Annotated in this window: 15 protein-coding genes; 4 read left to right on the top strand and 11 right to left on the bottom strand. The window is 59.9% G+C overall.

Features of this window, described 5'->3' with window-relative positions; all coding sequences use genetic code 11:
* Positions 1-4: 4 nt before the first annotated feature.
* Entirely contained in the window at positions 5-886 is an 882-nt protein-coding gene (locus AC4LE2_RS10125) for a hypothetical protein (protein ID WP_491825631.1), read from the bottom strand.
* A gap of 12 nt (positions 887-898) precedes the next feature.
* On the bottom strand, positions 899-1,087 hold the full coding sequence (locus tag AC4LE2_RS10130) for a hypothetical protein (RefSeq protein ID WP_491825632.1): 189 nt from the start codon (positions 1,085-1,087) through the stop codon (positions 899-901).
* A 209-nt stretch (positions 1,088-1,296) separates the two neighbouring features.
* Between AC4LE2_RS10130 and AC4LE2_RS10135 the strand changes: the two genes are divergently transcribed.
* Positions 1,297-2,310, top strand: a complete 1,014-nt coding sequence (locus AC4LE2_RS10135; RefSeq protein ID WP_491825633.1) for a zinc-dependent alcohol dehydrogenase family protein — start codon at positions 1,297-1,299, stop codon at positions 2,308-2,310.
* A gap of 184 nt (positions 2,311-2,494) precedes the next feature.
* Here AC4LE2_RS10135 and AC4LE2_RS10140 read toward each other — a convergent pair whose 3' ends face one another.
* Both AC4LE2_RS10140 and AC4LE2_RS10145 read right to left on the bottom strand, forming a co-directional pair.
* Positions 2,495-3,601 (bottom strand): NADH:flavin oxidoreductase/NADH oxidase, encoded by a 1,107-nt coding sequence (locus AC4LE2_RS10140; RefSeq protein WP_491825635.1) that lies wholly within the window; start codon positions 3,599-3,601, stop codon positions 2,495-2,497.
* Positions 3,602-3,715: 114 nt separating this feature from the next.
* Positions 3,716-4,567, bottom strand: coding sequence for an OBAP family protein (locus AC4LE2_RS10145; RefSeq protein ID WP_491825636.1), 852 nt, complete (start codon positions 4,565-4,567; stop codon positions 3,716-3,718).
* A gap of 187 nt (positions 4,568-4,754) precedes the next feature.
* Between AC4LE2_RS10145 and AC4LE2_RS10150 the strand changes: the two genes are divergently transcribed.
* From AC4LE2_RS10150 to AC4LE2_RS10160, 3 genes are all read left to right on the top strand, one after another.
* On the top strand, positions 4,755-5,138 hold the full coding sequence (locus AC4LE2_RS10150) for a c-type cytochrome (protein WP_491825637.1): 384 nt from the start codon (positions 4,755-4,757) through the stop codon (positions 5,136-5,138).
* 99 nt (positions 5,139-5,237) lie between these two features.
* Positions 5,238-6,869 carry a methyl-accepting chemotaxis protein gene (locus AC4LE2_RS10155; RefSeq protein ID WP_491825638.1) on the top strand — a complete coding sequence of 544 codons (1,632 nt, stop codon included), beginning with the start codon at positions 5,238-5,240 and terminating at the stop codon, positions 6,867-6,869.
* A 166-nt stretch (positions 6,870-7,035) separates the two neighbouring features.
* The gene (locus AC4LE2_RS10160) at positions 7,036-8,130 is read left to right on the top strand and encodes an SMP-30/gluconolactonase/LRE family protein (RefSeq protein WP_491825639.1); all 1,095 of its coding nucleotides are present in this window, start codon (positions 7,036-7,038) and stop codon (positions 8,128-8,130) included.
* A 339-nt stretch (positions 8,131-8,469) separates the two neighbouring features.
* On the opposite strand, the gene AC4LE2_RS10165 is transcribed toward AC4LE2_RS10160, so the two are convergent.
* The 7 genes from AC4LE2_RS10165 to AC4LE2_RS10195 all read right to left on the bottom strand — a co-directional run bounded on the left by AC4LE2_RS10165 (position 8,470) and on the right by AC4LE2_RS10195 (position 17,863).
* The gene (locus AC4LE2_RS10165; RefSeq protein ID WP_491825640.1) at positions 8,470-9,666 is read right to left on the bottom strand and encodes a mandelate racemase/muconate lactonizing enzyme family protein; all 1,197 of its coding nucleotides are present in this window, start codon (positions 9,664-9,666) and stop codon (positions 8,470-8,472) included.
* 10 nt (positions 9,667-9,676) lie between these two features.
* Positions 9,677-10,654, bottom strand: coding sequence for a 2-hydroxyacid dehydrogenase (locus AC4LE2_RS10170; protein WP_491825641.1), 978 nt, complete (start codon positions 10,652-10,654; stop codon positions 9,677-9,679).
* Positions 10,655-10,672: 18 nt separating this feature from the next.
* Positions 10,673-12,100, bottom strand: a complete 1,428-nt coding sequence (locus AC4LE2_RS10175) for an MFS transporter (protein WP_491825642.1) — start codon at positions 12,098-12,100, stop codon at positions 10,673-10,675.
* A 132-nt stretch (positions 12,101-12,232) separates the two neighbouring features.
* Positions 12,233-13,267: a LacI family DNA-binding transcriptional regulator gene (locus tag AC4LE2_RS10180; protein ID WP_491825643.1), complete on the bottom strand. Its 1,035-nt coding sequence runs from the start codon at positions 13,265-13,267 to the stop codon at positions 12,233-12,235.
* A 428-nt stretch (positions 13,268-13,695) separates the two neighbouring features.
* On the bottom strand, positions 13,696-14,634 hold the full coding sequence (locus tag AC4LE2_RS10185) for a 2-hydroxyacid dehydrogenase (protein ID WP_491825644.1): 939 nt from the start codon (positions 14,632-14,634) through the stop codon (positions 13,696-13,698).
* Positions 14,635-14,781: 147 nt separating this feature from the next.
* Entirely contained in the window at positions 14,782-17,190 is a 2,409-nt protein-coding gene (locus AC4LE2_RS10190; protein WP_491825645.1) for an ATP-binding protein, read from the bottom strand.
* A complete protein-coding gene (locus tag AC4LE2_RS10195) occupies positions 17,150-17,863 on the bottom strand; it encodes a response regulator (protein ID WP_491825646.1) in 714 nt (237 codons plus the stop codon). The genes AC4LE2_RS10190 and AC4LE2_RS10195 overlap by 41 nt, the downstream gene beginning before the upstream one ends.
* Positions 17,864-18,363: the final 500 nt, after the last annotated feature.

Here is an 18,363-nt window from a genome sequence, read left to right on the forward strand (position 1 = left end):
GGCCTCAGGCCCCGTCTGGCCCCGGTTCCCGAGCGATTCGACGAGCCGATTCAGGTTGACTGGCCGAACCGTCTCGATAGGCCTGGCGCTGCCCGGACGCGTCGAACGCATGACGAATGGACTCACTGAACATGGTGGCCGACACCAGGTGCTCTTGCCGTAACGCAATAGGGCTGTACACATCGATGGCGGCATAGTGCGTGGTGTATTCCACCGTCAAGGTGTCGTCGTTGCGGTAGCCGCTGAGGGTGGGCACCAACAGGATCTCCTGGTCGATCCCAACCACTTCAGTCGGCGCGCCCAGGGAAATGATATAGCCCACGTAGACTTTCCTGTCCTGCATGGACAGCATCACGTGGGCACGGTTGGCGAAGGCTTCGTAGAGCATTAGCAGGCGCGGGCTGTGTAGCACCGACTCCCTTAACAGGTACGTGCCGATTACTTGGTCGTCAATGCGCTCGGCAGCGCCTGGTGCAAGCCGCTTGAGCCGGGCTTTCAAGCGCCAGGCTAGCCATTTGGCCCAAGGGGTGGGCACCCACAGTGCTGATACCCCCACCAGCGTGGCAAAGCCCGTGACCTGTGCGTGGGTGTAGGTGTCTGCCAGCCCCAAGGCGAGGCATCGCTGGCCTAGCCAGCTCAACCAGTCAGTAGAGAGCGCGGGGATACACCTTGCGCCAAGGCAATAACCACCCCAGGCATGGGCAGTGAGCCCAGCCATGATTAGCCAGAAGCAGAAAGAGAAATACAGGCACGCCAGGCCGTAACGGGCCACCTGCAGATACAGCAGCTGGCCTTCGTAGCGATGAAGTCGATTGTAAAGGCTGGGGTTCTTGAGGCAGACCAGAAAACCGCTGACCAACAGCGGGAGCAACAGCAGCACGCCCATCGGTAGCCCTTATTAACGCGCTGCAACCAACCCTTTGGTGCTTTCCCGCGACTCACGTACCTTGGCCTTGAGGTCCGAGATATCCATGGACACGCAGCCATCGCGCACTTGCAGGGTTTCGATCCGGCTCAGCGCATTGAGGAACGCGATGTCTTGCTTCTCTTCGGCTTTGCTCTTTTTACCAATCAGGCTGAACAACATGGCGACGCCTCCACGTGGTCGGGTGCAGTGAATCTAGCACACCCGTGGGCTTACGGTATAACCCAAAGGGGCAGGCGGCATCTGACCTTGCCCAATTGGCCGGAACTCAGCCGCGCCCGGTGCTTTCTACTTCCAAACCCTTGGATCAAGACATCGATACCATGGACGGTGGCTAGCGGGCTGGCGTCTCAGCCCAGGAGAATAGCGCAATGAAAGCATTGGTTGTACGGAGCCCAGGCGGGCTGGACCACCTTGAACTGCAAGACGTGTCTGATCCGGGTATGCCAGGCCTGGGAGAGATCCGGGTGGCGGTCCACGCCACCTCGCTGAACTATCATGACCTCTTGGTCGCCAACGGGAGCATTCCTACCCAAGATGGCCGTGTGCTCATGGCGGACGGCGCCGGCGTGGTGGAAGCAGTGGGCGAAGGCGTGACAGAGTTTCATGTGGGCGATCCGGTGGTGTCCGTGTTCTTCCCTCAATGGCAGGATGGCCTGCCCTCTTCTGAGGTTGGGCATTTCGCCAAAACGCCTGGCGACGGTGCCGAAGGGTTTTCAACTGAATATGTCGTGCGCCCCGCGACACACTTCACCAAGACGCCTCGCGGCTGGACTCACGCTCAATCCGCTACGCTCACGACCGCAGGGCTGACGGCCTGGCGTGCACTGGTTGCCGATGGCCAACTCAAGGCAGGCGACACCGTGCTGCTGCTTGGCACCGGCGGCGTGTCCATCGCCGCCTTACAGATCGCCAAGCTGTTTGGGGCCCGAGTGATACTCACCTCGTCCTCTGATGAAAAACTCGCACGGGCCCAGGCCATGGGGGCGGATGAGGTCATCAACTACCGTGACGTACCCGAATGGGGCAAGGCAGTACTGGACCTCACCCAGGGTAAAGGCGTAGACCATGTCGTAGAGGTGGGCGGGCCAGGTACGCTGGCGCAGTCGATCACGGCGGTAAAAGTAGGCGGTCATATTTCTTTGATTGGCGTGTTGACCGGCCGTCAGGGTGAAGTACCCACCTCTCTGTTGATGGCAAAACAGGCACGCTTGCAGGGCCTGATCGTAGGCACGCGCCGTCAGCAGCAGGAGTATGTAGCCGCCTTGGAGCAGGCCAGTATCCACCCGGTGATTGACCGCACATTTGCGCTTGAGCAACTGGCCGACGCGTTCAAGTTCCAGGAAAGTGGCAGCCACTTTGGCAAGATCGTAGTGGAGTGGTAGACGCAAGGGCCTGAGCGGGCTATTTGAGGCGTTCGGCAACTGGCGTTGCCTCCTACAGTTACGCGCCGGGCCTGTTTAATACCGCCGCCTGTAGAAGGTAACGCAGCCGCCAGGCGGCGTTGGCGAAGAGGGTTGTTGCCAAACCCTCTACAGCTGTAAGTGACAACCTACCGAGCCCGAGCGATTAAGCCCGTGCAGCAGGCTCGTAACGCTGCAACCAATGCGCATACGGCGCTGGTAATACCCAGGAAGGTTTATCAACGCCCAGCTGTTTGGCGGCGTAGTAGGCCCAATGGGGGTCTGCCAGATGAGCGCGGCCTACCATCACCAAGTCGATCTGCTCAGCCGCTATCACGTTTTCACACAGCGACGGCTCATCTACGCCCCACGCGGTGGCCACCGGCAGGCCGGCTTCGTCGCGTACACGCTGAGCGATAGGTGCCAAAAATGCAGGGCCCCACGGGATGTCTGCCTCAGGTGTATCGAACCCGATGCTCACACTGAGCATGTCCAGGCCCGCGCCGCGCATGGCCTTAACCAGTTCGATGGAGTCCTTTAAGGTTTGCTCGTCGTTGCCATCGAATTCGATTACCCCAAAACGGGCGGTAAGGGGCAGGTGCTCTGGCCATACTTCGCGCACCGCTTCCAGGGTTTCGAGGATAAACCGGCCACGGTTCTGTGCGCTGCCGCCGTAGGCATCGGTACGCTGATTGGCATGAGCAGAGAAGAAGCTTTGAGCCAGGTAGCCGTGGGCAAAGTGCAGTTCAAGCCACTCAAACCCTGCATCCAGCGCCCGGCGGGCAGTGGCGACGAAGTCATCACGCACCCGGTGAATGTCTTCGACGGTCATCTCCTTGGGCACTTGCGGCAGGTTGGCACCGAAGGCTGTGGCCGAAGGGCCAAGGGTTTCCCAACTGCGCGGATCGTTAGGTGCGATGTGGTCATCGCCTTCCCAGGGGCGGTTGGCGCTGGCTTTGCGCCCGGCGTGGGCGATCTGAATGCCGGCCACTGCGCCGCCTGCCTTGATGGCCGCAGCAATGCGTGCCATGCCCTCAGCCTGCTCGTCATTCCACAAACCGGTGCAGCCTGGGGTGATACGCCCTTCTGGGGCGACTGCGGTCGCCTCGACGATCACCAAGCCTGCGCCGCCACGGGCCAGGGTGGTGTAATGCGCCAAGTGCCAATCGTTAACCACGCCCTCATGGGCGCTGTATTGGCACATAGGGGGGACTGCGATCCGGTTGCGTAGGGTCACGGATTTCAGCGAAAAGGGGGTAAACAGCTTGGACATGAACACCTCTGAACATCGTTGAACAAACCCCAGCGTAAAAGGGGCTGCGCCTAATCAGAAATTGCTTCGGTTAATGCGCTCTATCACAGTGGGCGATACCGCCAGGCTCCAGCCTTACGGCGCGCCGTGGGGCGTGTTCGAATGCGCGTTCTGGCCTGGCGTGGACGGTGTGCTGGCGCCTGGCTGCAGCGCCTTGTGCTGCTGCCCGGTAGGGTCAGTAATCTGGATCACCTGCCCTTGCCTCCAGGCATCAGCGCCGGGGGCCACGGGCGGCGCCACGATGTCGGCACGCTGACGCTTTTCATCGGCACTGTTTATACCCATGCGCCGGTCACGCTCAGCCACCAGCGCAGGATCGACCTGACCGTCTGCGGTAAAGCCCATCATCAGTTGTGGCACGCCCAAGGGCAGGGTTTTATCCAAGTCGGTGTGCCAGGTGTGCCAGGTGTGCCATGTCTTGCCATAGGTATGCACGAGCTTTTCCATTAGCGCGTGCTCGGCCGGTGCAGGAATACCGGGTGCGATCAACTGCCCGGATTTCACCTCATGTCCATGGCTGTGCCATAGCTGCTTTTCAGCAGCGGGGAGCGTGGTGAACAGCTGCTCGCTGATGATGTACTCCACACCCATCAGCTTTGCATCCTTGACATTACCGTCGTAGATCACGCACTGGATCACCTCTTCGTTGAGGATCGAGCAATAGTGGTGTGCCTCCATCTGAACGTCAGGGTGCCCGTTGTAAAAATGAAAGCCGTCCAGGTAGGCGTTCAGTGCGTCAATCGGGGGGCGGCTTTGCAGCATCGCGGCGCCCGCATCCAGCGCAACGGTCGAGGCGCTTTTTGGGGCGCCTGGCGCTGTGACATCCGACTGGGTATCGTGCCCACTGCACCCGCTTAACAGGCCCAGTGCCAAGGTCAGGCCACCGAGGCCCAGCGGGGATTTGGCAGAGACGCGAGCTGTGCTCATTGAAAACCTCCTGGCAGTGATAGCCCTGGCGGGCTATCGAGAATAGGTCGCCGGTAGACCCTGCAGCCGTTGGCAGGGTTCAGGCAGGCTGCGACAAGACGTCGCGAGGCCCCACACGGTTTGTGCTTGCGTCCAGGCGTCAGGGGTTTTATTTATGGCCGGGTATCCCTTCATACCTGGAATGTTCATGCCTGTAACGCTGCCGCACTACCTCCTCGCCCTCCTCCTGGCAAGCACCGCGCCCGCGGCGTTGGCCGAGGGTGACGCCGACGCGGGCCAGGCCGTGTTTCAGGCCAGGTGCAGTGGTTGCCATGCCATTGGCCCAGGCGCTCAAGCAGGGTTCGGCCCGGTGTTGAATGGCGTCGTAGGCCGTAAGGCAGGAACCGGTTCGTACCAATACTCCGAAGCCATGCGTACCTCCGGCATCACCTGGGACGCCCCTACCCTGAAAGCCTATATCGACGACGCTAAAGCCATCGTACCCGGCACCCGCATGAACTTCTGGTGGATCGGCAGCGATCAGAAGCTCAGCGATCTGGTGGCGTACCTGACCTCCCAAACAGCACCCTAGCGCCAGCGCATACTCCTCAGGGGAAAGCAGACGACTCATACTCAAGAATTATCGTTTCAGCCGATACCGTCTGCATGACTTAATCTTGGGGATGCTCCAATGTTCTTACGCCGCCTGCGCATCGCACAGCGCTCCTTGCTGTGCTTTGTTTTTTTTGCCGTACTCATGATGGGCTTCGGGTTGTTTTCCCTCGGGCAGGTATCGGCCATCCGTGCCTCGCAAAGCACCTTGCAAAACAACGTACTGCCCAGTGTGCAGACCATTTATCAAGTCCGTAACGACCTGCTCTCCATCCGCCTCTACAGCAGCCTCTTGCGTTCGGCAAAGGACAGCAACGCCACGGCCAGGGCCGAGCAGCGTATTCAGGCTGCCCGAGAAGCGCTTGAGCAGAACCTGAGCGCACTGAGCCCCTTGCTCATCAGTGAACAGGGCCAAGCGACCTATGCTCAACTACGCCAGGCCACCTCGGATTACCTTGGCGCACAAGATCGCTATCTCGCCGCCGTTCGTGCTGGCCAGGAAGAACAAGCGCTCAGCATGACCTCTTCCGTGGGCGAGGTAACCCGCGCGGCCGAACAGGTCCAAAGCCTGATCGACAAGCTCAACGGCCTGATCGACGGGAAGGTCAAACGTGAAGACACCAACGCCAACACCACCTATGCCCAAGCCCGTGAGGTCACCGTTATTGTGATCCTGCTGGCGCTGGCGGCAACAGTGGCGCTGGCCATGCTCTTTACCCGTAGCCTGGTGGCCCCGCTGAACAACGCGCTGGGAATTGCCGAGCGTATCGCCAACAACGACTTCAGCCGCCCAATCCCCTTCGATGGTAACGACGAACCGGGCAAGCTGCTGGCAGCCTTGGCTCAGATGCAGACCAACCTGCGCGCGACCGTCACGCAACTGGCCGACTCTTCCAATCAGCTGGCCTCAACCTCTGAAGAAATGGCCGCCGTGACCGATGACGCCTTGCGTGGTATTCAGCGCCAGAACGACGAGATTGCTCAGTCAGCCACCGCCATGAACCAGATGTCTGCTGCCGTGGACGAGGTTGCCAACAACGCGGTGCTGGCCGCCGAAGCGGCACAGGCCTCCAGTGCTGCTGCTGAACAGGGGCATCGCCAGGTGGCGAGAACCGTGGGGTCGATCCACGACCTTCAGGGCGCTGTGAACCGAGCGGCCACTGAACTCAACGCGTTGGCCGGTGAAGTACGCAGCATCGGAGGGGTACTGGAAGTGATTCGCGGGGTGGCCGATCAGACCAACCTGCTGGCGCTCAACGCTGCGATCGAAGCGGCCCGAGCGGGTGAAGCCGGCCGTGGTTTTGCGGTAGTGGCCGATGAGGTCAGGGCCTTGGCCCACCGTACACAGCAAAGCACTGCGCAGATCGAGGACATGGTCGTGGCCATCCAGGCTGGCGCCGATAAAGCCGTTAGCTCCATGACTGACAGCAGCGAACGGGCCCAGGTCAGCGTTGAGGTCGCGCAGGCCGCCGGTGCTGCACTGGAGGCCATCACGGCTGCTATCGCCCAGATCAATGCCCGCAACCTGAACATCGCGTCTGCCACCGAAGAGCAGGCCCAGGTTGCGCGGGAAGTGGACCGTAGCCTGGTGAGCATCCGTGACCTGTCGACACAAACCGCCGCAGGTGCCGAGCAGACCGCAGCCGCAGGCAATGAACTGTCTCAGTTGGCGGTCAACCTCAACGCAACCGTAACGCGCTTCAAGCTGTAAGGGGTCAACGACCCTTCACTGAAACAATGAGGTACGACGTCTCATAACCTATAAATTATGGTAGTGTACGACCGCAGCTGATGCACTGGCTGCGGTTTGGCGAGCACGCCTGTGCTCGCTGTGCTCTTCGGCTCGCACACCATAAAAATAATTGTGAGAGATCTCTATGAGTGACAACTCAACCGCCACCACTGGCGCATCGCGACGTACCTTTCTCAAACACTCCGCCACCCTGTCCGCACTGGCAGCGGTGAGCGCCTCGGTGCTACCCCGCGCAGGCCAGGCGATGGACATCCTGAGCCAACGTTACCCTGACCCGTTGATCGAAGTACTGGATGACAGCTTCCTGAAGTACCGCGTGTTCAACGCAGGCGTGCAACGGCTGGCCGTGGGCCTGGAATGGCCCGAAGGGCCCGTATGGTCAGGCGCGGGGCGCTACCTGCTATTCAGCGATGTGCCGAACAACCGCATCATGCGCTGGGACGAGATCAGCGGCTCGCTGGGGGTGTACCGGGATCAATCCAACTATTCCAATGGCCTGACCCTGGACCGCCAAGGCCGGCTGATCGTGTGCGAGGGGTCGACCACCTCCACTGAAGGCCGCCGAGTGACCCGGACCGAGCACAACGGAAGCATCACCGTACTGGCTGAACAATTCGAAGGTAAACGCTTTAATTCCCCCAACGATGTGGTAGTGAAACGAGATGGCTCCATCTGGTTTACTGACCCGCCCTTCCAGACAGGTAATAACTACGAAGGCCATAAGATCACGCCTGAGCTGCCTGATGCGGTGTACCGCATTGACGGGGATACGCTGAAGGTGAGCCGGGTGATCGACGCTATCGACGGGCCCAATGGGCTGTGCTTCTCACCCGATGAAAAAGTGCTTTACGTGGTGGAAGGCCGAGCCAAACCCAATCGGCTGGTGTGGGCGTACGCCGTCAATCCGGAGGGCACCCTCGGGGAGCGTCGCAAGCATATCGAGGCGCTGGAATACGGCGCGCTGGATGGCATCAAGTGTGATGAAGACGGCAACCTGTGGTGTGGCTGGGGTAGCTCCGGCGCCCGTGAGGCCAAGCCGGAGGTGTTGGACGGCGTGAAAATCTTCAACCCGGCAGGCAAGGCCATCGGTCATATTCACTTGCCCGAACGCTGCCCCAATCTCTGCTTTGGTGGAACGAAGGGCAATCGCCTGTTCATGACCAGCTCACACTCGGTGTATGCGCTGTATGTGAATACCCGCGACGCTAGCGCGGTGTGATGCGCTTTCCTAGCCCATGCTAACAGCGGGGCTGGGTTATCTCGACAGCTCAAGCCCAACATCGGATTCGACTAGCTTACGCCTTGCTAGCCATGAAGCAGTTGGTTCTCGAAGGGCATAACCCGGCCATCACTCAGGTGCGCCGGTTGCATAGTGTTTGATGAAGAAACATGCGTCGGAATCATAAGCATCGCTCGCGTACGTAAGGGCATGAGCAAGCGGCAAGGTAGCGGTGCCAGCTTTATCCAGGTTGTGTGGCAAAGCTGGCGGCTTGGTTCCCTAGCAGTCAGTAAGCGTGGTCTTACTGCCTTCCCCGCTCGCTCCCCCAGAAGCGCATGGTTACTGCGATACCCGCGTGACGCGGTCTTTCCGGCTACGCAGCGCATCGCTCAAGGAGGTGCCCAGCCCCGGCGCGGTGGGAGGAAGAAGGTATCCGCCCTCCATCACGGGCAACTCGGTCACGAGCTCCTGATAAAACCCGGCCAGGTAGGCACGCACGACTTCCTGAAAGATGGCATTAGGCGAAGACAACCCTAGGTGCAACGAGGCCATCAGTACCACCGGGCCGGTGCAATCATGAGGCGCGATAGGCTTCTGGTACGCTTCGGCCATGCTGGCGATCTTCTTTGCCTCACTGATACCGCCGCACCACGATAAATCCAGCATGACGTAGTCTAGGGCGTCTGCTGCCAGCAGGTCACGGAAGGCACTTCGCGTGGCAAGGGTTTCGCTACCGCATACGGGTATGCCCGAGAGTCTGCGGTAGTCCGCGAGTGCCTGAACACTGTCCATCTTAATCGGGTCTTCGGCCCAGAATATATTGTATTGCTTGAGCTCACGGGCAATGGCCAAGGCGCTGGTCGTGTTCCATAGCGAGTGAAACTCGCACATGACCTCGATACGATCACCCACGGCGCGTCGTATTTTTTCGAACGGCTCCAGCGCTGCGCGGATATCTCTGCTTGATATGAACTGCCCACCCGTGTGCATCGCAAAACTGTCCGTGGGCCAAATCTTCATTGCTGTGAATCCCTCCTCGATCAGGCTATGCGCCAGCTCTGCCGGGGACTCGATAAAAGCGACTTGGTCATCGTAGCGCCCCGTCACGGGCGCCTCCCCCTTGGCGATGGTTCGACGCTGCTCACCGCCGGTATTGAAATTACCGCCTGCGCAGGTGTTGTAGGTACGCATGCGGTCGTGAGCCAGGCCGCCCAGAAGCTGCCATACGGGTTGATTGACTGCTTTCCCGAACACGTCCCACAAGGCGATATCCAGGGCAGAAGCGGCACGGGTTTCCACGCCCGAGCCGTTGAAGCCCAGATAGCCGCGCAGCAGCGCCTTGTTGTGTCGCTCGATCTGCAGCGGGTCCTTGCCCAGCAACATGCCCGCACTGATGGAGTGGATGTAGGCTTCCACGGCTTCGGCGCCGCGGAACGTTTCCCCAAGGCCAACCAGCCCTTCGTCCGTATGGACTTCAACCCACAAGAGGTTGGGCATCAAGGTGAGCCGGGTCGTCTGAATCTTAGTGATTTTCATCGTGCAGGCCTTAGGCGTTGCCGCCAACGACGTTAAGCAGGGGTTCGCCTCGGCTAAGGCGATCTATGTTCTGGGCAATAAATCGATAGCGCCGCTCGAATAACCCCGTCGTCCAGCCTGACACATGGGGCGTACAGACGGCGTTGGGCAGATGTTCAAAACGGTAGGGGGCCGGCAGCACCCTGTCGTCTTCGCTTACTGGGTACTGGTACCACACATCCAGGTACGCACGGGCGATGCGCCCTGCTTCGAGGGATTCATACAATGCGTGGGGGTCTACCACCCCCGCGCTGGCAATATTGATCAATACCCCGCTCTGCTTCATCGCGCTCAGTTGCGCTGCACCGAAGGATCCACGAGTGCGCTCGTCGAGTGGGCAACAGAGCACCACGAAATCCGCTCGTGGCAGTTGCTCAAGCAGCTCAGCATTGGTGTAGGCCTCATTCATGGGGCCGTCCACTCGACCGTTGCGCGCGCGGCCGGAGATCGCGATTACCCGAATACCAAAGGCTTGTGCACGCACGGCTACCGCCTGGCCAATACGACCGAAACCCACGATCAGCAGGGTTTTGCCATTAAGCTCACCCCTGGGTGCGCGGTTAAGATACGACGCGGCGAAGCTGTCACTGGAAAAACGCTCGCCAATCGCGGCCAGGCCGATCTGCTGGTCCAGCAGACAGGCCATGGCGTATTCGGCCATGGGCATTTCATGCTCGAACACATTGCACACCGTGCTATGAGCCGGCAGGGCGGAAAAATCGATGCCGTCCAGACCCGCTCCAGGCACATGCAGTAAACGAAAGCGTGGCGCGGGCGTTGTTCGCCTGAAGCGCATGGCGATGAGTACATCAGCCCGTTCGATGTGCTCGTCCCAGGCTGATGACTCATGCGCCTCGCGCGGTAGTGCAATAAAGGTAGCCGGAGTGGTTAACTCGGCTTCCAGCTCATGCTGGTGTGTGGCGGCTTCCCCAACCATTACGATGTTCATCTGTACTCCTAGGCAGTTTTATTGAGCACTTCCCTGGGGCGTGCCAATCACGGACGTTTTGAGCTGCAGTCGCTGGATCTTGCCTACCAGTACCAGGTAGCAAAGGATGGCTCCCAACGCATGGGCAGCGATGAATATCAACGCCACAGAAAAATTGCCGGCATCGCTGACCAGGTAGCCGATGATGATGGGGGTCACGATGCCCGCGATATTGCCAAAGCCGTTGAACAGCGAACCGGCGAGGCCAGAGGCCTCTTTGGGTACCACATCGCTCATTACGCCCCAACCCTGGGCCCCAAAGCCCTTGCCGAAGAACGATGCGGCCATGATCGCGACCACTAGCCATTCGGTGGTGATGTAGTTGCAGATCATCATGGAGGTGCATAGCAGCATCCCGGCAACGAGCGGGATCTTGCGCGCGGCGCTGAGTGAATGGCCACGGCGCAGAAGCCAGTCCGAGAACACTCCGCCCAGTACGCCACCCACGAAGCCTGCAATGGCCGGAATCGCCGCTATGAAGCCGGCCTTGAGGATAGACATGCCCCGGTCCTGCACAAGGTAAATGGGAAACCAGGTCAGGAAGAAATACGTGAGCGTGGTCACGCAGTACTGCCCGAGGAATATCCCGGCCATCATCCGGTTGCTAACGATTTCCCAGACGGCGGGCCAGGTTTTCACGCTGCCCTGCTCCCCTCGTTTGCGCTGGGTATTTTCCTGGCTGTCCATGTCCACTACCGCACCGCCCTCGATCATGTAGTCGAGCTCTGCCTGGTTTATACGCGGGTGCTTGCGAGGGGAATGAATAACCTTCAGCCATAGAAGCGTCATGAGCAAGCCCAGCGTACCCATCAGCAAGTACACGTATTGCCAGCCGTATACCTGAGTGATCCACCCCATCAAGGGCGCGAATATCACCTTCGCAAAGTACGATGACGAGGTGAACAATGCCGAGGTGGTGCCTCGCTCCGACGCCGGGAACCAAGTGGCAACTACACGGCTATTGGCGGGAAAAGCCGGGGCTTCCGCCAGGCCGACCAGTATGCGCAACACGAAAAGCGCGGTAATACCTACGGCCGCCGGAAGCCCGATCACAAAGCCCATGGTAAAAGTGAGCACCGACCACAGCCCGAGGCTGGCAGCGTACACAGGCTTGGAGCCGTAGCGGTCCAGCAGGCGCCCGCCGGGTATCTGCGCCAGCACGTAGGTCCATGCGAAGGCCGAAAACAGGTAACCCAGGGTTATGGAAGAAATGCCCAGGGTCTGTTGAATCGCGACCCCGGTAATCGACAACGTAGAGCGGTCGGCATAGTTCATTGCGGTCATGAAGAAGAGCATTGCCATGATGCCATAGCGTACCCGAGTCGCTTTAATCGATCGGGCATCACTGCCAGCGATGGTATCGCTACCATTTTTGTATCGTTGTTCATCCGGGATTGCTCGGGACATGCGATTACCCCTTGCTAAGTATTATATTTATTCTATAGCGCTCCCAGACTGGGGATTTGGTAGCGCAATCATCGACGAGCGAACATTAGGTCACCGCTTCAAGATTGGCAAGGGCTTGAGCGCAAGATGCGTTTAACGAGTACTGTCCCTGTCAATCAGTTCGAAGCCGATATCTTCGCTTTCACTCTGTGATTTACGCCCTTCCAGGCGCGCCAGCAGCAGGTCGGCCGCGACCTGGCCCATGCGCTCACCATCGATGCGGACGGTGGAAAGGGAAGGAAATGTATGCGCGGCGAAGCTCATGTCACCAAACCCGATGACAGCTAGCTCGCGGGGTACCTCAATGCCCCTTGCGATGGCTTCAATAAGCACGCCATGGGCAATGGTATCCGAGGTGCATACCACCATCAGCGGGCCCTCTCCTCCCTGTAAACTCGCAGCAAGCAACTGGCTTAACCCTTTTCGCCCTTGCGCCAGGTTTGGTAGGCCTTCGAAGGTTAGCGTCGTTGCTGGCGCCAACCCTGCGGCCACCAGAGCTTGGTCGAAGGCGCTGCTGCGACGCGTACCTCGGGGGTCCCCTACCTTGAGCACGGCAAAGCGTCGATAATCCTTGCGCAACAAATGGTTGGCCAGGCTTCGCCCAACCTGTTCATGGGAAAACCCTACCAGCATGTCGATGGGAGACTCTGTCAGGTCCCACGTCTCGACCACGGGTACGCCGCTGGCTTTCAACCGTTTGCAGCTTGCCTCGGTGTGCAACGTGCCGGTGAGGATCACCCCATCCGGGCGGCGGCTGAGAATTACCTCAAGTAGTTCTTGCTCACGGCCGGCCTCATACCCACTCATACCGAGCAGCACTTGATAGCCAGCGCCTGCGAGACGTTCCGCCACAGCCTGGAAGGTATCGCTAAAAATCGGATTGGTAAGCATCGGCACGATTACCGCCACCAGGCGGCTTCGATTGGAAGCAAGCGCACCGGCCACGCGATTGGGCACGTAGCCCGTCTGCTCGATGGCCTTCAACACCTTTTCACGGGTTACTTGTCGCACCGCAGAGGGCTGGTTTACCACCCGCGATACGGTCATAGGCGCCACGCCCGCCAGGCGAGCCACTTCAACAAGGGTAATACCGCCGGTTTGCCGACAGGTCGGGGGCTTGAATACCATTAGGACACACCAGTAACAGAGGGCCATATCCTAACGTGGTGTAGTCGTCTAATGAAACAGCCCACCCATTCGAGCAGATACGCTTGAGGCAAGGTAAAAGCGCGACGTTTAACGAGGGAACTCAGTGAAGTTTATCCAGAGGCGGGCTAGGCCAACGCTGCCGGCCTTGCTGAAGTAAATCCTGATCTTGATAGCCAGGTTTATTTCGTACCAGTGAATGAAAAATAGATCCTAGGAGGGATTGCCTTCCCAGGCTTGCCAATCCAGCCATTGATGCTAGGTCCTATCTTTCGTACCTATAGGGGTATAGCGCTAAGGCGTTCGCCCTAGCGCCTTCCGAATTAACCAGTGCCTTTACGCTGTGCTTATAAGCCATCAGTCCAGCACCCGTTCCTCATAAACATTAATGCCGTCAACTCCAAAGTTGGCTACACCGGCGTAACGACTCCATCTCCCGTAAAATGGCCCTTCAGGTTAGCCAGAAACAGGTCAAGCTGGGCGCGGTTGGCTTCGGGCGACCACCCTGCCAAGTGGGGCGTTATCAACAGATTGCTTAAGCTCAGCAAAGGCGCTGGCGCGTGGGGCTCGCTCTCATAGACGTCCAGGCCGGCACCGGCGATGGTGCCATCGGTCAGCGCCGCTGCCAGCACCTGGGTATCGATAAGGCTGCCACGCCCCACGTTGATTACATACCCCTGCGCACCAAGGGCGGCCAACACGGCTGCGTTGACCCTGTGCCGTGTATCGTCGCCTCCAGGGGCGGCACAGACCAGCACATCGCACCAGGTAGCCAGGTTCAGTACGCTGTCGAAATAGCGGTAAGGCGAGTCGGCCTTCTGACTGCGGTTGTGGTAGCCGATACTCATGTCGAACGCCTGAGCGCGCTTGGCGATCTTTTCCCCCACCCTGCCCAGGCCGAAGATCCCCATGCGCTTGCCAGAAACGTTTGGAGGCAGCGAAATGGCCGTGCGCCAAACGCCCTCGCGGCATTGCTGGTCCAGCTGGCGAAAATTGCGCAGGGTCGCAATCACCATGCCCATGGCGTGATCAGCCACGCAGTCGTCATTGGTGCCACGGCCATTGGCCACCGTAATGCCAAGGGCGCGTGCCGCCTCAAGGTCGACACCTTCGTAGCCCGCACCCATGCAGCAGACCAGCGTGAGCTGTGGCATGGCACGCATTTCCTCGCCCGTTAAGCCCAGCGTGCCGATCGTGAGCACCGCGTTGAACGTGTGCCCTCGCTCGCTGATGGCGGCCGCACGGGCCTGCGGGGTCGGGGCGAAGGTAGCACTGCAGGCCTGAGCGATAGCGGCCTGAAAATCATCGGCCACAGGGTTAAGGACGAGCAGTTCGATTGGCAACGTCATTGGTGCAAGCTCCTGTCAAAAGGCAAAGGGCGTAGAGGGACTCAACCTGCTGGCAAGTCTACGCTCCAAACGGCATCGCGCTCAGTTCGGCGCAGGATTTGCTGCTAACCCCCACTAGCCTGTAAGCACCGAGCGCTGCCGTGCACCTTACCCCGCAGCCGCTATCAGGGCTTCCCGTAGCCTTTGCACTTGGTCTGGCGTGGGCAAATCCAAGGGGTCAGCTATAAGCTGCGCTTCCAGCGCACCGGCCAGTGCAGCCACCTGCGTCGCCCCCACCATGAGCGCGGCACCTTGTATGCGATGGGCACGATGGGCCACGCGCGCGCCATCGCCCTGGCGCAGCGCAGCCTGGATTTCAAGCAGATCTGCCTCAGTGGTACTCACGAACAACGCCTGAAGCGCGCGTTCCTGCTCGGACACGGCCGGAGCGGCCAGCGGCGCCCAGACGCTAAGCAGTGCCTGCAGTTGGGCCAGCCGCAAGGGTTTACTCAAGGTGGCGTCCATGTCGCTTGCAAATACCCGCTCGTGGTGGGCCTGGTCATTGGCTGCGGAGATTGCCAACAGCGCTAGCCGCGGTAGGCGCTGCTCTCGCTCTTGCCGTCGAATGGCGGTGGCAACGGTATAACCGTCCATACCCGGCAGTTGGCAATCCAGAAGCACCGCGACGATACCTTCTCTGTCAGCTAACCGAGCCAATGCCGACGGGCCGTCAGGGGCGAGCTCACAGCGGTAGCCCAGGGCCTCGAGCTGTAAGGCGATCGCTTTCTGGTTCACCGGGTGGTCTTCTACCAGCAACAGACAGGGCGCCTCTGCGAGATCGATCTGTGGCGCAGCCAGTGGCGGTTCAGTACGGGGTACAGCCTGGAGCACCGGCTCTACCGGCAGGCTTACCCACACGGTGGTGCCCTGCCCGGCTTCGCTGCGCAGGCCCATGTCTCCGCCCATCAGTGTGACCAAGTCTTTACAGATCGCCAGGCCCAAGCCACTACCGCCATAGCGCCTGCTGGTGGCGGTATCGGCCTGTACAAAGGGCTGGAACAGCTGGGCCTGACGCTCTAAAGGAATGCCTATTCCGGTGTCGGTGACCTCAATGGACAGTTTGGAGTGGTCGCCTGCTTCAAGCGCAAGCCTGAGGTCGATGCGGCCCTGCTGGGTGAACTTGACCGCGTTGGAGAGCAGGTTGGACAACACCTGCCGCAGGCGTACGGCGTCGATCATGAGTACGCCGCTTGCCGGGCCTTCCTGGTGTATCGCCAGCGCAACGCCTTTGGCGTGTGCGGCCAGTGCGTGAATGTCGGCTACCGCATGTGCCAAGGCCCACAGGTCGGTGGGCTGCGGGTCCAGTTGCACCCCACGCGCCTCCAGGCGGGAAAAATCCAATACGTTGTCCAGCAATTCAAGCAAGTTGCCTGCAGCGTTACTCGCCATGGCAGTCAGTTGCTCTTGGCGACCCTCAAGCGGGGTTCGTTTAAGCAGCTCCAGAGACGATACGATGGCGTTCATCGGGGTGCGTATTTCGTGACTCATCATCGCCAGAAAGGCGGTTTTTACACGTTCACTGGCCTGGGCGGCTTTGCGTGCGCACACCGCTTGGCGGGAAAACACCACCAGCAATAGCACGCACACAACCAACCCCAGCAACTCCCAGCGGTAGTAACGCACCAGCGTGCGCCAGGAAGGCTCGCCGAAGTCGCTTTGGGCCACCCAGCGCGCATCCATCAGGTCGGTTTCACGGGAGGTGAGCGTACTCAAGGCCTTATCGACGATGCGTTTGAGTAACGGGTGCGTGGGGGCGATCCCCAAGGCAATCACGGCCGGCATGTCAGAGATCACCCCGGACAGGTGCAGTTGGTCCAGGTATTTACTCCGTACAAGAGGCCGCAGGGCTTGATCCAGGCCGATAGCGGCGTCCACACTGCCTGCGTCCACGGCGGCCAGGGCTGCTTGCGGGTCGTTGAGCAGTTGCAGGTGAATGCCAGGGTAATGCTGGCTCAGATAGCGCTCGTACCCTCCTCCCCCTTTTATCGCTACGACCTGCCCCTCGAGCTTGGCAGGGTTGTACGTAATGGGGCGCGCCGCCTTGGTGATGATCACCGAGGCACCTACAAAATACGGATCGCTAAACAACAAGCGCTGGCGGGTGGCCTGGTCGATTAGCCGGACAGACACGGCTGACACCGCCTCTAGCTCACCGCGCTCTATCATAGCCAGGCTATGTTGGAGGTCAGGGCTGCTCACCTGCTCGAACACCAAGCCGGTGGCCCGAGCGATGTAATCGATGTATTCGCGGGTAAGGCCTCGGTGCTGACGGCGGGCGTCCAGGTACTCCATGGGCCAATAGGGGTCGATAGCATAGCGCACTACGGGGTGGGCGCTGATCCAGGCGCGCTCCTCATCGCTGAAGGTCACACCAGAAAGCGCAACGCCTGGGCTGGGTGTCGTGGCAACCACGGCCTGAGCTACCAGGCTGTAAAGCGCCGTTACCGCGGTGAGTGCAACGTGGGCCAGGCGCACGTTAGCGGCGTTCCAACTGGGCTCGCAACTTGAATAGCTCATGGTCCGTGCGCAGGCCGAGCTTACGGTAGGCCGATTGCTTTTGGGCGCTGATGGTCTTGATGCTGCGCGAGAATTTCAACGCGATGTTCGTCACAGACAAGCCATCGAGGCAGCAGCGCAAGACCTCTCGCTCCCGCAGGGTGAGGTTGGGGGTATAAGCAAGAAAACCTGCCGGTTCCTGTTGAGGTTCCTGCTCCAGTTCATGCAACCCCGGTAGCGGCACGGTCGCTACGTTGTTTCGGCGCAGTTCGCTTTGCATGGTGGGGTGCAGGTACACCTCGCCGGCGGCAACGGTTCGCACGGCGTCAAGCAGGGCCTCGATACCCAGTTCCTTGCCAACAAAGCCGGCTGCGCCGCAGCGAAGGCTGAGGGCAACGGTGGACGGTGTGTGCAACGAGGAGATCACGATCACTTTAACGCCAGGGTGGCGTGCACCCACGGCCTTGATGAGGTTCAGCCCGTCGACCTCGCCAGGGCTGAGCGAGTAATCCAGTATCACGATATCGACTTGCGTGGTGCGCAGTGCCTCAAGCAAAGACCGGCTGGTATGGTGAGTACTGATCACCTGGGTGTCAGGGTGTTTGGAGAGCACACTGACAATGCCGTGAAGGATGAACTCATGGTCATCCAGCACCATCAGCCGTATGGAGAGCTTAGGGGCTGTTGCCCTCATGATCTGCCCCCCGTAGAGCAAACATGGCGCAGGGCTGGCGCCGTCAGAGGTGCGTCTGGAGTGGTCAAAACTTTCATCGTGCCAAGCCTCGAAACTATCTATTCATGGCGCGCCCCGGGGCGCTCCGCAGGGGGAGGTTCGCCGGAAGGCTTGGCTCGGGAGACATCCCGTTTTCAGAGCTTAGCCTGAAGATCTCGCTCTGCAAACCTAGGAAAATAGTGCCCGCCCAAAGCCTGTCGTTGAACTGGCCGCGCACTTTAGAGCCTGGCGAGTGGCAGGAGTATGGGAATACTCCGAAAGTAAACAAGCGGTTACGTTAAAGCGTCCCGCACGCCACGCATTGACACTGTCATGCGTGCAAGCGATATCCGTTATCGATAGCGCTGATTCATCACACGCCAGCAAGGCTGGTAATCTTCGCTTCGAAGACAGAACCTCCAGGCCCATGCATCCCCCCGCCGCATGAATCTGCCTGGTGTGCTTCCCTTCGTCCTTTGGTG

The sequence above is a fragment of the Pseudomonas sp. 9.3L genome (assembly GCF_058536285.1).